Genomic DNA, 14,290 nt, shown 5'->3' with positions numbered 1-14,290 from the left:
CAATTATTATAATCGAGCGCTCAAATTTGTAAAGTATAACCATGAAGGACGGATAATTATTTGATATACTGATTATATTTGAGGTGAAAATATTGAAACATTTGACTAAAATTTTTGTCATCATCGCAATCCTGACATTTTTAGCGGGTGCTTATTTTCAATTTATTGAAGATGAAGGTGCAAGCATAAAGGTGTTTTTAGCGGCCATCATGTTTATGATTTGTGCATTTATCAGTCGTAATAATGATAGGAAGAAACAAGAACGATATAAGAATAAGAAGTAACTGTACAAGGAGATTGTGCAGTTATTTTTTTGTTCCTTCTGTATATATACGATATATACAGATAATGGCGTTTTATTACTTTTTAAGTAAAGAATTTGTAAATTCAGTAGACAATGAGGTCACTTCTGTGTATACTGTGTATATACAGTTAGGGAGGAAGTTAGATGAAAATACTGCTTAAGAATAATAGTGAATATCCGATATATGAACAAATCAAGCAGCAGATAAAAGAGAATATACTGAAAGGCTACATTTCTCCCGGTGATCATCTTCCCTCTATGAGAGAACTTGCGAAGGATTTACGAGTGAGTTTAATCACAACGAAACGTGCTTATGAAGATTTGGAGAAAGATGGATTTGTGACCACGATTAGAGGAAAGGGTACTTATGTTAAAGAACAAGACAACGCGATTTTGAAAGAGAAACAGTTTATCGTCATCGAAGATTTAACAAAATCACTGGTGAAAGAAGCCAAGACAATCGGAATGCCGCTAGAAGAATTAAATGAAATCCTAGCATTAATCTATGAGGAGGAAAATGAATGATAGACAAAGCCGTAGATGTACAGTCACTTACATATCGTCATAAAAACTTCGCGCTCAAAGATATTTCATTTCATGTTCCAAAAGGTTATGTGACAGGTTTCATCGGCGCTAACGGTGCGGGTAAAACAACCATTATTCGCTTGTTGATGAATTTAATCCATCGAGAATCAGGTCATATTGAAATATTAGGACAAGAAATGCCGAAAGACGAAATGCAGATTAAAGAACAAATTGGTTTTATTTATTCAGAGTTGTATCTGAATGAAAAATGGACCGTTGAAAAAGTAGAGCGTTGTGTAGGACCGATGTATCAAAAATGGGATCATGCTATTTTTCAACGCTACATAGAACGCTTTAATTTACCAAGAAAGCGTAAGATTAAAACCTTCTCAACAGGAATGAAGATGAAACTTTCATTTGCGATTGCTTTTAGCCATCATGCGAAGTTGTTTATCTTAGATGAACCTACAGCAGGACTAGACCCTATTGCCAGAAATGAAGTGTTAGAAATCATTCAAGAAGAGTTAGTTAATGAAGATGTTTCAGTATTCTTTTCAACACATATCATTTCAGACATCGAGAAAATTGCGGATCATCTTGTTTACCTTAAAGATGGACAAATTATTTTCAATGAACCTAAACATGTGTTGTTAAATGATTATCAACTCATACGCGGCAGTGTTGAAGATTTAGATGAAGAAATGAAAAGTTATATTATCAACTTGAATATTAAACAAACTGGTTATGTTGGATTAACAAAAGAAGCGGATGCATTCAAAGAAATATTTGGTAATCGCGTAGAAATTTCTAAACCAACCATTGAAGAATTGATGGTTAATGTTGAAAAGGGCGGTCTAGATGAAACGAGGCTAGGTGAGACACTATGAAAACATTACTCAAAAGAAATTTGATGCTAAGGAAATATACATTAATTGTTTATGTTTTGATGGTTCTTGCTGCACCGATTGTATTGCCTTTGTTTCACGGGACGTCAGCATTGAACTTTATTCTTAAAAATATATTCACGACACTGATTATGTTTATTATGATGTTTGATAGTGGTCAAGTGTTCAGATTGCAATTTAAACTCGGTGGTAATAGGGCTTATTATTTCAATCACAGTTTGCCTTTTTCAGCACGGCAACAATTGAATGCACATTATTTAACGACACTTTTGTTAACGCTAGCCGGTGCGCTCGTTTTGATAGTTTTTAACGATGTACCGCAAGGGGCAGAAATTAACAGTATTGAATTGATGACACCTTTAACTTTTGTCGCAATTAACCTGTTTGGTCATGCCATTGCTTTTCCTAAAAGTTCAGAGGTCAGAAGGGATTTTATTCCTTATTGGGGTTATATTGTGGTAGCGAATATAGTTACCCCGATTTTAATTGTAACCTCGTTCTTTTTTGTTGCCTTTCTGACAAGGCAAATTGATAGGTTGTCTGACAAAGTGATAGAAGTATTCATTAATCATTTTGTATTTTGGACTTCATTGTTATGTATCGCGATATTTATAGGAACATATTTTTATCAGCTCAGAAAAATTAAATTAAATCAGCAGTCATTATAAAAGGAGGTCTTTTGATGAAACTCGAACACATTACGAAGCAATATGGTTCTAACAAGGTATTAAACGATATTGATTTCAATTTTGATCAAAGTCGCATTGTCGGCTTGATAGGTAAAAATGGTGTAGGTAAAACAACATTAATGAAAGTGATGAACGGTAATATTATCAACTATTCAGGTAAGGTTAATTTAGGACCTGATGAACGTGTCGGTTATTTAATTGAGCACCCTAAACTTTATGATAATAAATCAGGCTTATATAATTTAAAAATCTTTGCGCAAGTCTTAGGTAAAGGTTATGACAAAGCCTATGCTCAAAATATTATTGATGCATTCGGCATGGCACCTTATATCAAAAAGAAAGTCAAAAAATACTCAATGGGTATGAAACAAAAACTTGCGATAGCAGTGTCATTGATGAATAAGCCAAAATACTTAATTTTAGATGAACCGACCAACGGTATGGATCCAGATGGTTCAATTGATGTGCTTGAAACGATTCAACGTTTGGTTAAAGAATTCGATATGAAAATTTTAATTTCGAGTCATAAATTAGAAGATATCGAGTTGATTTGTGATAGAGCTGTTTTCTTAAGAGATGGTCATTTTGTACAAGATGTTGATATGGCCAAAGGCACGCCAACAGATGTCACTGTCCTTAATTTGGGCACTGATTTATCTGATGAGAAATTTAAAGCAGTGTTAGATTACTTATCAATTCATTTCAGTATTCTGCAAAGTCATAAAGAGTCTGGCGAAATCTCATTGAAATCGATTAAAGCATACAAAGAATTATTAAAAGGATTAGCTGGATTAGACGTTTTCCCTGAATACATTGAAACGCGTAAACAGTCATTACGTGATACGTACTTCGATATTAACCAAAGAGGTGAGAAAAAGTGAATCTATTCCAACTTGTAAAACATGATATTATCAGTATCTTAAGAAGTCCATTAACCTATTTAGCATTACTTTTAACGTTATTGCCAATTATCGGGATGACAGCTTTGATAAATCAACAAATGCATAAAGTGGATGGAGATATTATATTATCTATGGGCAGCTGGTTCTTCTCCATAGTGGGTCTATTATTTATGATTAAAACCATCACAAGAGATATTTCTCAAGGTACGATTCAGTTGTATTTAAATAAAACAAGCAACCGTATTAAGTATTTTATTGCGAAGGTATTGTCTATCACATTTATCGCAATTTTAATTACAGTACTTTTGGATGTCATTGTATTATTAATTCAAGCTGTCACAAAAGGGCCTGATGTGAAAGATGAGAAGATGATACAAATTTTATGGTTCTATTTCATTTTCTTATTGTTCTTTGGTCTCTTATTATTCTTAGTTGCGTTAGTCGTTCCAAAACCAGCATTAATTTATGCATTAGGTATTTTCTTAGTCTTGATTGTGCCATTTGCGGAACCTTTCTTACCGATGATTCCAAAAATCGGTGACGATATTCAAAAATCACTGAAGTATATTCCGTTCAGTTACTTAACTAACAAGACAACGACAGGCAACTACAAATTCAGTAATTGGCAGTGGTTTATTTCATCAGCTAGCATTGTGGTATTCTTTATTGCCAATGCGTTATATATTACAAAAAAAGATATTTAAACAAAAAAGCCGGAATGCTAGTGATGTACTCTAGCTTCCGGCATCTGTATTATGGATTTAATAATTTATTGATGATAGAATTATAAACTTCTTTCCAAAGATTTGAGTCTGTTTTGAAGCGATTGCTGATGACAACATGCGTTTGTTGTACGGCTTCATCATAATTTTCATCATCTTTATCTGGAAGTAATTTTTTTCGTGTTTCTTCTACGAAGACTTGTGCAGCTTTTGCACGAGGTCCCCATACATTTTCTTGTTCATATTGATCGTTTAAGAAAACGAAAATTGGAATTGCTCTTGCTTTACCATTCGTTAAATATTGATCAATCAAGTCTGTGTCTTGGTCTCTATGGAAGACACGTACTTCAAGGTTTAACAATTCGCTGATATGCTTTAGAATCGCAATGTTCATCATGGCATCCCCACACCAATCTTCAGAAATTGCGAGTACTTTTTGATATGACTTCTGTTTAACTTGTTCGATACGTGAATCGTCTTCAGGAACAATGAAATCTTCATAAATTTTAAGCAGTCCATCTTTGTTCTCTTTCATTTGAGAGATATACGTATCTAAATCTTGGCTGTTTTTGTAATATGTTTCTAACTTTGCCATCGATAAAACCCCCTTTGTTAATTGATAATATTATATCAACAATTGATTCAGAATTAAAAGGAAAGGTTGCGAAAATTCTAAAGATTATATAGTGTTGCAAATGTAGTTAATATTGTTTGAAGAAAAAGTAGTATATAAGTGGAATAACACCGTGCAAATTCTAAAATTAGTAGTATGATAAATATGTGCGAAATTACATATGAGAAAGTGAAAAGGAGGGATATCTTTTGAAATATAAATTAGTCGCAGTACTTGTATTTTCAACAATTAGTGTAATAACTTTATTGATTTCAGGGTATATGAGTAGTACAAAATCAGTTGATTTATCAGAGATGTCGATTAACGACATGAAGATGAATCAATCATTTAATCAAAAAGGGTTTAAAGAAAATCATAATATTCAAGTCGATCGATTTAAGTTTTATTATAATGATAAGCATCCTAATTTTGTCGTGAAAGTAGATAAAGCACATCATAAAATCAATGGTATGATTGTCATTAATGATAAAGCTATTGAAACCAACATGGGTTTTAAAGTAGGAGACGATATTAATGATGTCATTCAAGCACTAGGCAGCAGTTATCAGTTAACTGAAGGTAAAAAAGGCTATAAAACATTGAACTATGTTGATAAAGAACATCATTTGAAACTCAAAGTTTTATATCAAGATGACGAAATCAAACGAATTGAATATTTTAAATGATAATTTGGATTAAGGATGGCATACTTGAAAGATAATTTAAGCAGCCATCTTTTTACATAAAACCAAAGGAAATCATTTTAAAAGATAAACAAGATACAGTATAATTCAAGAAGATTTTGGAGGTGGCCATTGTGAATAAAATTACATTTTTAAACGATTTAGAAAGTGAATTGAGATGGTTGCCTAGAGATGAGAAAGATAAAATCATGTATGAATACGAAGACGTGTTCTATGAAGGTGAAAGAGAAGGGCGTTCAGAACATGAAATCTTAAATGGGATGGAAAGTCCTAAAAAGATAGCGAAAGAAATTTATGCGAAAAAAGCAATTAAAAACGCTGAATATGCACCGAACGCACAAAATGTTACTAAAGCCGTTTTAGCGACGCTAGGCTTAGGCCTTTTATCTTTAATCATCATATTAATCCCATTATTTTTTGTAGTGATTTTTATGATTATCTTATTGCTTGCGTCGTTGGTACTTTTATTATCACCTATCATTTTATTGGTAGCGAATGTGATGAGCGGATTTTCACAGTTTATTTTCAGCGATTTCTTATTTGCCTTTAGTTATACAGGACTTGGAATCATCTTTATTGTCTTTATCTTCAAATTGGTTGAATTAATTTATAAATTAATTCTGAAGTACCTACGCTGGAACCTAAAAATGATTAGAGGGAGCATAAGCGCATGAGAAAACTATTATTAATCGGTATGATCACGTTTGTTGCTTTCTTCTCATTAGGCACTTTAGTCTGGTTTGTTCATGATCAAAGTAATTTGCCAGAGGAGCGTGTTGAAAAGACATTTCATAATAAAGGCATTCAAGATATTTCAATCAGCGGCAATCGTGCAGATATTAAAATTGTACAAGGCAAGGAACTCAAGCTGAAATATAAAGGACAACGGCCTATTAATTTCTCTGAACACAATCATATCCTCAAAATTTCTGAAGATAAAAAAGATGAAATTGCGCCTAATATTAATCCATACAAAAGAACGAAACAACAATTGGTTGTTGAAGTACCAAAAAGAAAATTAAATGATATTAATATTTCGACAGACATTGGCGCAGTTGATCTTGATGGTGTACAAGCTTCAACCGCAACAATTTGGAATAATATTTCGGATGTACATATTAAAGATTCAGAGTTGAATAATGTTGATATGAAGTCAGAAAGCAGTAAGCTGACATTTGAAAACAGTACATTAAAAAAGGGCAATTTCAAAATTAAAACGGGTGCTATTCATGGTGATCATTCATTAGCCAAAGAGAGTATATTTATTTTAGGCAGCGGTCCTATTAACTTCTCGCAAATGGCCAATGCGTGTGATATCAAAGCATCAACTAAAAATGGCAATATTACGTTAAGTTATTTACATCCGCCTAAAGATACATTGTTGAGACTCAATCCTACAGAGGGTAAGAAAAATGTAAAAAATCCTCACTTTAAAAATGATAAAGTCGGCAATGGTGACAATGTGCTGGAATTCTACACGAATAACGGCAACATCACAATTGAATAAAGTGATTTCATGCGCTTAAGATGCAATGAGTTTGAGCGTATGTATAAGAAAAAACGATTTTCATCTGATTTAGACGAAAATCGTTTTTTTCATTTTATCTTTCTGTTTCAGCTATTATAGAGGCTCTGTTGTGTTGGATGATGTTTGTTTTAAAATGCCATCTCTGATTTCGTCCTCTTCGAATATTTAATTTTATAACTTGTGCTGATAATTTTTAGTTGAAATTTATCAAATTTATTCATTATCACTTTATAGCGTAACCTTAAAAACTAAAACAAAATGTATTAATAAAGCAAGCATAGCGTTATCTTTTTCTGTGAATTATATTCTACGTTGTATTTACAATAAAAGCGTCGAGACTTGAGAATAGGTCTTGACGCTTTCACGCTGTTATTCAGTTGCGAACGCAATATCTGTATCAATTTCTCCATGAAGTGATGTGATATCTAATTCATGATGGTTGAGCCATTGATTAAAATCAATACATATGGGTGTTTGATTTTCGCCTAAACTTATCCAAGCTTTCATTGTCTCTGGTTGATACATAGAGGTATGAATGGTGCCAGACCAGCTGTTGAAGAGCTTACTGTATATTTCATATTGCGGATCATTAAAAATTTCAAAAGCTTTCATTTTATCCATATGAATTGTTGTTTGTTTTAATGTTTTAGCTAATCGCGCTTTAGATTCTTTAGTGTAGTTACGATTTTCATGTGTAAGCAATTTAAAATGATTGGTACAAGTACGGTCATAACGTACATCTAAACCTCTGGGTGTAACTTCCACAATCGCATGTTGATTCGCTTTATCCATCATGATGTAACTGAATGAACTCCGATGAGGGATTTCTTTTAGTAAACGAATCGCATCATCTGTATCACGGCATAGTTCTAAAATTAAACGTCCAATCATATAACAGACAAAGCCGTCTTGCGGATGTTTACGATGCATAAAATTATAGCCCATTGAAAGACCTGCTGAATTTAGTCCGTCCATTCTTCCTGTGACACGAGAGGTTGGACCGATTTGGGCGAGTCCGCCATCATTGGGTTCATATAATAAATAACGCCCGTCATATGTAGTTGGGTGATAATCGTAGTTGCGTACTAAATAATTGTCGCCAAGAAAGACCGTGCAGCCGCTGTCTTTTTTGATAGGGGTAAAGCGGTAGTGTGCAAAATTAAAAATGATTTGTCTCATCGGTAATTCAAGCACTTCACGCATTCCCATTAATTCTTCCCATATTTGCGGTGCATATTGTTGGAAGATTGCATGTGTTTCATTGACGTCGATATCAAAACGCGGTAAGCGTTTTTTCCATTCTTTTTCTCTATTTTGCATCAATCGTGTGGATTGCATCCATTTACCTGTTTCAACACCTAAATCATAGTGTGAACCTCGAAAGGTCATAATATCTGAGTGTACTTTTTGCATTCAAAATAACCCCTTAATGTTTCTTTTGATAATGTTACAAGAATGTAATTATTTGTTAATAGACTTAAGAAATCAATCCATATTATAATATATATGTAGAGAAAAAACTGTAAATACGGTTTGTAAATGTCACTTGAAACGAAGGTAGATTACGTTTAGAGGTGATTCATATGGTACAAGATTATTATAATAAAGCATATGCCGCTGTTTACAGATGGTGGAGAGGCGCGTAATACTATTCTTGTGATTTTAAGAGGTTAACCTTTTTCGGTTAGCCTCTTTTTAGTATAATAGTTTTAGACATGCTTTAGCTTTTTAAATATAGGGTATATGTTTTAATGACCAAATTAAGTATGCTATGATTAGAGCATGCAGGCGATTATTTATATAGAGGTGAAATCAAAATGTTAGACTTTATTAAAGGCTTTTTTAAATTCTTCTTCAGTTTAGCACTTATCGTATCAGTTGTAGTTGGCGTAGGTGTAGCTGTATTTGCTTTCATCTTCAAAAAAGACTTTGAAGATATCGAAAGAAGAACAAAAGAAATCGTTGCTGATATTGAATCAGGCAACAGTAATTAATTGTAATAGAATTAATGTAAAAGCACTTGCTGAATTTTGTTTCAGCAAGTGCTTTTCTCGTTGATTAAAAGTTAGAAGTATGACGACAAAGTTTAATTTGAATAATATCGAGCAGAGACAATTGAATCTGCTGTTGTTGTTTCAAATTCGTACCGACTAAGACTTGGTCTAAGTAATTAATTTTTTCCGGCAGCATTTTGATTGTCTGAATCCAGCCAGCTTTAAAATAGCGTACACTGATTGGGCATCGCTCTTGAAATGCGATATGAATCTGCTGATTTAATTCATGAATTTGATCTTCAGATAAAATGGGGCGTTCTACCTTTGTTTGATCTACCGCATATTGATGCAGACGTTCAAATTGTTCAGGCAATGTCGCAAAGGGTGCCCATTTTACCATACCTCTGCCCATTGGAATATTGGCATCTAATTCTTCCCTTGGAATCTTCCGATAATCTGTTTCTTCTTGAGATGTATCCATCACTATCACCTGCTTAAGTAAGAGTTGATAGGTTTATTATACGAACAAATGTTCGTATTTTCAACTTTATTATCATATTCATATTAAGAAAACAGTTTCACAATAGAACTATTATCATTTTTCAGAATTATCCCGTACAATAGGAGGTAAGATGAGGAGGTAATAATATGACGAAATCAGGTTATATTGGATCTTACACAAAGAAAGAGGGTAAAGGCATTTATCGCTTTGAATTAGACGAAGACAAAGCTTTAGTGACAGAAGTTTCAACTGCATATGAAATCGAAGCATCTACGTTCATTGCACGCCACAATCAATTTTTATATGCGATTACAAAAGAAGGCGAACGTTGCGGTGTTGCAAGTTTCAGAGTTGAAAATGATGGTACGCTGACTTTATTGAATAAATGTTTAGACTCTGTTGAAGGAACAGGATGTTATATTTCTGTATCAGAAGATGGCAGTTATTTATTTGAAGCGGTTTATGGTGCAGGCTTATTACGTTTATATGAATTAGATGGAGCAACAGGTGAAGTGGTACGTTTAATTGAAGAGTTAGAACATACGTATCCAACAGGTCCGCATGAACGTCAAGAACATGCACATGTGCATTATATTCAACAAACACCAGACAAAAAATATGTAGCAGCATGTGACTTAGGAACAGATAGAGTGGTCAGCTACACATATGATGACGAAGGTTTTCATGAAGCAGCAGTATCACAATTTACTGCAGGTTACGGCCCACGTCATATCGCATTCCATGCAAATCAACCGTATGCCTATGTTGTACATGAACTTTCGAATAAGGTGAGTGTGACTAAGTATGAAGAGGGGCACTTTGAAGAAGTCGGTGCTTATTTAACGATTCCAGAAGATTTCACAGAAGCAACGAAACTTGCGGCGGTTCATTTATCACATGATCAACGTTTCTTATATGTCAGCAACCGTGGTCATGACAGTATCGCAGTCTTTGAAGTCAGCGACAAAGGAGATGCATTAACATTAGTTGAAATTGTGAAAACAGGTGGCGAATTCCCACGTGATTTCAACATTTCAGATGATGATCAGTACATTGTATGTGCACACCAAGAAGGTGACTATCCAGTCACTGTGCTAAAACGCGATAAAGAAACAGGTCAATTAACATTAACTGATGACAAACAACATGCCGCAGAAGGTGTTTGTGTCATTTTTGATTAATGCATACGCTTTATAATTGCTATAAAACTACCAGCATCTTATTAGGTGCTGGTTTTTTTATGCACGCATTATAAATACTATTTATCATATGAATTATAAAAATTAATGTAACCGTTTGCATAAATTGGTTAAATATACGGATTTTTGTGATAAAATTAATAAAACAACATGTGCAAGGGGACTTTAATATTGGGATTAGATTTAATTTGAAACTGATTAAAAGTAAAACATGTTGAATTTTAAGGGGGATTGGCTATGCGACACACACAACAAACAATTTTTCGCATTCCTGGACGTCTGACATTCTTTTCTCAACCCAAGAAACAAAAGCCTTATAATTTAGGCCAACTGATCGGCTTGATTTTAGGGCCTGTACTTTTTGCGTTGATTTTGATGTTTGTACATCCTGAAGGATTATCACATCAAGGGGTTTTTGTTTTAGCAAGTACTGCATGGATTGCAGTGTGGTGGATTACAGAAGCGATTCCTATCCCAGCAACCAGCTTAATGCCGTTAGTGCTGATGCCGATAGGTCACGTGATGGATCCTGCACAAGTAACGTCTGAATATGGTAATGATATTATCTTCTTATTCTTAGGCGGCTTTGTGCTTGCGATTGCAATGGAAAGATGGAACTTACATACACGCGTCGCTTTAATTATTATCAATAGTATCGGAACAAGTACCGGGAAGATTTTATTAGGCTTCATGTTAGCAACCGGCGGCTTATCGATGTTTGTATCGAATACAGCAGCGGTGATGATTATGATTCCAATTGGTTTAGCAATTATCGCAGAAGCGAAAGCTTTAAATGACACAGAGGATCATCAACATAATTTATCAAAATTTGAAAAGTCATTAGTACTTGCGATTGGTTATGCAGGTACAATTGGCGGAATGGGAACATTAATCGGTACACCGCCTTTGATTATTTTAAAAGGGCAATATAATACGGCATTTGGCGAAGAAATCAGTTTTGCTAAATGGATGTTGATAGGTATACCGACAGTGATTATTTTACTATTCTTAGCTTGGGTATATTTACGCTTTATTGCTTTTAAACAAGAGCTGAAACATTTACCAGGTGGAGATGATTTAATTAAGACTAAGTTGAAATCATTAGGCAAAGTGTCTTTTGAAGAGAAGGTCGTTTTTGCAGTCTTCACTACCGCAAGTATTTTATGGATTGTCAGGGAGTTTTTACTTAAGCAATGGGGTCCGACTTCGCTCGTTGAGGATGGAACAATTGCGATGTTCGTGACAATTTTATTATTCATTATTCCAACTAAAAATAATCAAAAATATAAACGTATTATTGACTGGGAAGTTGCGAAAGAATTGCCATGGGGCGTACTGGTTCTGTTTGGCGGCGGTTTAGCTTTAGCAAAAGGTATTTCAGAAAGTGGTTTGGCGAAATGGCTAGGTGCACAATTAACCGCATTAAACGGTGTCAGTCCATTACTGATTGTGATTGTGATTACCATGTTTGTATTATTCTTAACAGAAGTGACATCCAATACCGCAACTGCGACTATGATACTTCCAATTTTAGCGACACTCTCTGTCGCGATTGGTGTGCATCCGTTATTACTAATGGTGCCAGCCGCAATGGCTTCAAACTGTGCGTATATGATGCCGGTCGGAACACCGCCGAACGCAATTGTCTTTGGGACAGGTTTGATTTCTATCAAGAAAATGGCAAGTGTCGGTTTCTGGGTCAATTTAATTAGTGCGATATTGATTATTTTAGTCGTTTATTTCTTAATGCCTTATGCATTAGGCATAGATATCAGTGAACCATTAAAACCGCTTAAATAATAATAAAGGAGATAGGATAAAGCAGCCGCTTCATCTTATCTCCTTATTTTTGCATTTTATTAGGTTGAGTTTTACTAGATTTATCATACTGAATCGGCAAAGTTCTGATAGACATGTGTTAGATTACGATGTTTAATTTGGCTTTGCTTTAATTCTGGCTGATCAAGATACAAACCATCAATATCGTTTAAGGTCAATGAATGATGTGTATCAAAATGATTTTGTACAATTAATACATCTTGGTGCTGTATATTATAGTAACCGCGAATATGAATGGCATCTTTGGTCATGGGTCCTTCAAATTGGTTATTGATAATATTTAGATTACGACCACCTTGTGCACCCATGCGTTGACCGGTAACAATATCAGACGTATGTTTATCATCTTTCGTACCTAAGAAACGAATACCGCCGGCACAATTTAAGAAATGATTATCCATGACATACAATCCATCTGCTTTAAATGGCGTTAGCGCAAAATCTTGAGTTTGGTGGAATGTATTACGATAAATGAATATGTCGTGATAAAACTGATTGTGACGGGTCGCATGTGAACCGATAGCGCGGTTCCAACTGTCGAAACCTGGAGTCTCTGATGGGCCGAAATAGCATTCAGAAATCATGGTGTTGCGTGTAATGGTACCGTCACGTGTACCGAATTTAGGGAAGGCGCCAGGGACTTGAATATCAAGTTGAATGGCTTCTGAAAAACTGCGGTCGCCGTGAATATCTAAGAAGCCTTCAAAACTGCATCGTGTAATTAACGTATCTTCAACGCCGCAAGCATCAATCGCATGACCGCCGACGATGTCTTTGAAGCGGATGTTGTATAATACAAGGCTATGCGCATGACCTAAACACATCGCCGTATTATTGTCTGGGACACGGCTGCCGTTCATATCAAAGGTACCGCCAATAATTGTGATATGACTATTGCCGTTATAACCATGATATAGTCCATTTCGTATACCATTTTTTAGTAATGCATCATTGCCATGACGTTGAATGACCGCTTCTTCATGTAAAAACAATGTCGTCCCTTCATAAATCGTTAAGGCACGTTTAACATGAAATTCTCCTTTCGGCACAAAAATCATACTGCCTGGATGCTGCTTTGCGAGATTTAAAGCCTGTTGCAGCGCTTTAGTATCTTTATGTTTATTTTGACCTGTCAAACCGAACTTAATGGGATTGATGAACATGGTTGTGACCTGCTTTCTTCATTTCATTATTTGTATAAAACGTTGTTAACTCGATAATTTGTCTAAAGTAGGTTATTCTATTAATTAACAAGATATCACAAAATTGGGGGTAACGCATTATGGCAAACAAAGCTTTAATTGTTGTGGATTATTCATATGATTTCGTCGCACCGGATGGAAAGTTGACTTGTGGGGAACCAGGGCAAGCGCTAGACGAATTTATCGCAGAACGTATGGAGACCTATGATAAAGAAGAGGAAGCCATCTTTGTCATGATGGATCTGCATTATGAAAATGATCCATATCATCCAGAAAGTAAATTATTCCCGCCGCATAATATCGAAGGCACATCAGGCAGAGATTTATACGGCAAAGTTAAAGACGTTTATGACAAGATTAAATCACATGAACACGTGCATTATTTAGATAAGCGTCGTTATGATTCTTTCTTTGGTACACCTTTAGATAGTTTATTACGTGAACGCGGAATTACAGAAATCGAAATTGTAGGTGTATGTACTGACATTTGTGTACTGCATACTGCGATTTCCGGTTATAATAAAGGGTATGCGATTACTATACCGACGAAAGGTGTCGCATCATTTAATCCAGAAGGTCATAACTTTGCGTTAGAACATTTTAAAAATGTCTTAGGTGCAAAGGTAGAATAACAGAATAGAGTCGTGATAAAATAGGATTAA

17 protein-coding genes are annotated in these 14,290 nt (G+C 34.8%); 13 read left to right on the top strand and 4 right to left on the bottom strand.

The annotated features are described in order from the left end of the window. Positions 1-92: 92 nt before the first annotated feature. The 6 genes from ACFCT9_RS05485 to pmtD all read left to right on the top strand — a co-directional run bounded on the left by ACFCT9_RS05485 (position 93) and on the right by pmtD (position 4,029). Entirely contained in the window at positions 93-284 is a 192-nt protein-coding gene (locus ACFCT9_RS05485; RefSeq protein ID WP_412521422.1) for an SE1626 family protein, read from the top strand. Between the two features lie 164 nt (positions 285-448). Then, complete coding sequence (pmtR, locus tag ACFCT9_RS05480; protein WP_002481711.1) at positions 449-829, top strand: PSM export ABC transporter transcriptional regulator PmtR; 381 nt, start codon at positions 449-451, stop codon at positions 827-829. Further along, positions 826-1,716, top strand: a complete 891-nt coding sequence (gene pmtA, locus ACFCT9_RS05475; protein WP_412521421.1) for a phenol-soluble modulin export ABC transporter ATP-binding protein PmtA — start codon at positions 826-828, stop codon at positions 1,714-1,716. Before pmtR ends, pmtA begins: the two co-directional genes overlap by 4 nt. Next, a complete protein-coding gene (pmtB, locus tag ACFCT9_RS05470; protein ID WP_412521420.1) occupies positions 1,713-2,402 on the top strand; it encodes a phenol-soluble modulin export ABC transporter permease subunit PmtB in 690 nt (229 codons plus the stop codon). Before pmtA ends, pmtB begins: the two co-directional genes overlap by 4 nt. Positions 2,403-2,416: 14 nt before the next feature. Further along, complete coding sequence (gene pmtC / locus ACFCT9_RS05465) at positions 2,417-3,304, top strand: phenol-soluble modulin export ABC transporter ATP-binding protein PmtC (protein ID WP_412521419.1); 888 nt, start codon at positions 2,417-2,419, stop codon at positions 3,302-3,304. Continuing rightward, on the top strand, positions 3,301-4,029 hold the full coding sequence (gene pmtD / locus ACFCT9_RS05460) for a phenol-soluble modulin export ABC transporter permease subunit PmtD (protein WP_412521418.1): 729 nt from the start codon (positions 3,301-3,303) through the stop codon (positions 4,027-4,029). The genes pmtC and pmtD overlap by 4 nt, the downstream gene beginning before the upstream one ends. A 49-nt stretch (positions 4,030-4,078) precedes the next feature. On the opposite strand, the gene ACFCT9_RS05455 is transcribed toward pmtD, so the two are convergent. Then, positions 4,079-4,642 carry a thioredoxin family protein gene (locus tag ACFCT9_RS05455; protein WP_412521417.1) on the bottom strand — a complete coding sequence of 188 codons (564 nt, stop codon included), beginning with the start codon at positions 4,640-4,642 and terminating at the stop codon, positions 4,079-4,081. Positions 4,643-4,869: 227 nt separating this feature from the next. On the opposite strand from ACFCT9_RS05455, the gene ACFCT9_RS05450 reads away from it, so the two are divergent. From ACFCT9_RS05450 to ACFCT9_RS05440, 3 genes are all read left to right on the top strand, one after another. After that, positions 4,870-5,346 carry a hypothetical protein gene (locus ACFCT9_RS05450; protein WP_412521416.1) on the top strand — a complete coding sequence of 159 codons (477 nt, stop codon included), beginning with the start codon at positions 4,870-4,872 and terminating at the stop codon, positions 5,344-5,346. A 131-nt stretch (positions 5,347-5,477) separates the two neighbouring features. Continuing rightward, on the top strand, positions 5,478-6,038 hold the full coding sequence (locus ACFCT9_RS05445) for an HAAS signaling domain-containing protein (protein ID WP_412521415.1): 561 nt from the start codon (positions 5,478-5,480) through the stop codon (positions 6,036-6,038). Next, positions 6,035-6,871, top strand: coding sequence for a DUF4097 family beta strand repeat-containing protein (locus tag ACFCT9_RS05440; protein WP_412521414.1), 837 nt, complete (start codon positions 6,035-6,037; stop codon positions 6,869-6,871). The genes ACFCT9_RS05445 and ACFCT9_RS05440 overlap by 4 nt, the downstream gene beginning before the upstream one ends. 390 nt (positions 6,872-7,261) lie before the next feature. On the opposite strand, the gene ACFCT9_RS05435 is transcribed toward ACFCT9_RS05440, so the two are convergent. After that, positions 7,262-8,305 carry a C45 family autoproteolytic acyltransferase/hydolase gene (locus ACFCT9_RS05435; RefSeq protein WP_412521413.1) on the bottom strand — a complete coding sequence of 348 codons (1,044 nt, stop codon included), beginning with the start codon at positions 8,303-8,305 and terminating at the stop codon, positions 7,262-7,264. Positions 8,306-8,709: 404 nt separating this feature from the next. Here ACFCT9_RS05435 and ACFCT9_RS05430 point away from each other — a divergent pair, with 404 nt between their 5' ends. Then, positions 8,710-8,886: a hypothetical protein gene (locus ACFCT9_RS05430; protein ID WP_096754678.1), complete on the top strand. Its 177-nt coding sequence runs from the start codon at positions 8,710-8,712 to the stop codon at positions 8,884-8,886. 64 nt (positions 8,887-8,950) lie between these two features. On the opposite strand, the gene ACFCT9_RS05425 is transcribed toward ACFCT9_RS05430, so the two are convergent. Further along, positions 8,951-9,367 carry a YolD-like family protein gene (locus ACFCT9_RS05425; protein ID WP_412521412.1) on the bottom strand — a complete coding sequence of 139 codons (417 nt, stop codon included), beginning with the start codon at positions 9,365-9,367 and terminating at the stop codon, positions 8,951-8,953. 167 nt (positions 9,368-9,534) lie between these two features. Between ACFCT9_RS05425 and ACFCT9_RS05420 the strand changes: the two genes are divergently transcribed. Together ACFCT9_RS05420 and ACFCT9_RS05415 are read left to right on the top strand one after the other, a co-directional pair. Beyond that, a complete protein-coding gene (locus tag ACFCT9_RS05420) occupies positions 9,535-10,569 on the top strand; it encodes a lactonase family protein (RefSeq protein ID WP_412521411.1) in 1,035 nt (344 codons plus the stop codon). Between the two features lie 255 nt (positions 10,570-10,824). Beyond that, entirely contained in the window at positions 10,825-12,387 is a 1,563-nt protein-coding gene (locus ACFCT9_RS05415; protein WP_412521410.1) for an SLC13 family permease, read from the top strand. 83 nt (positions 12,388-12,470) lie between these two features. Here ACFCT9_RS05415 and ACFCT9_RS05410 read toward each other — a convergent pair whose 3' ends face one another. After that, the gene (locus ACFCT9_RS05410) at positions 12,471-13,589 is read right to left on the bottom strand and encodes a glycosyl hydrolase family 28-related protein (protein ID WP_412521409.1); all 1,119 of its coding nucleotides are present in this window, start codon (positions 13,587-13,589) and stop codon (positions 12,471-12,473) included. A gap of 119 nt (positions 13,590-13,708) precedes the next feature. Here ACFCT9_RS05410 and ACFCT9_RS05405 point away from each other — a divergent pair, with 119 nt between their 5' ends. Beyond that, a complete protein-coding gene (locus ACFCT9_RS05405) occupies positions 13,709-14,260 on the top strand; it encodes a cysteine hydrolase family protein (protein ID WP_412521408.1) in 552 nt (183 codons plus the stop codon). Positions 14,261-14,290 lie beyond the last annotated feature (30 nt).

It is taken from the genome of Staphylococcus simulans, from assembly GCF_047037175.1.
Taxonomy (GTDB): domain Bacteria; phylum Bacillota; class Bacilli; order Staphylococcales; family Staphylococcaceae; genus Staphylococcus; species Staphylococcus simulans_C.
This window is presented reverse-complemented; position numbering and strand designations above follow the sequence as displayed.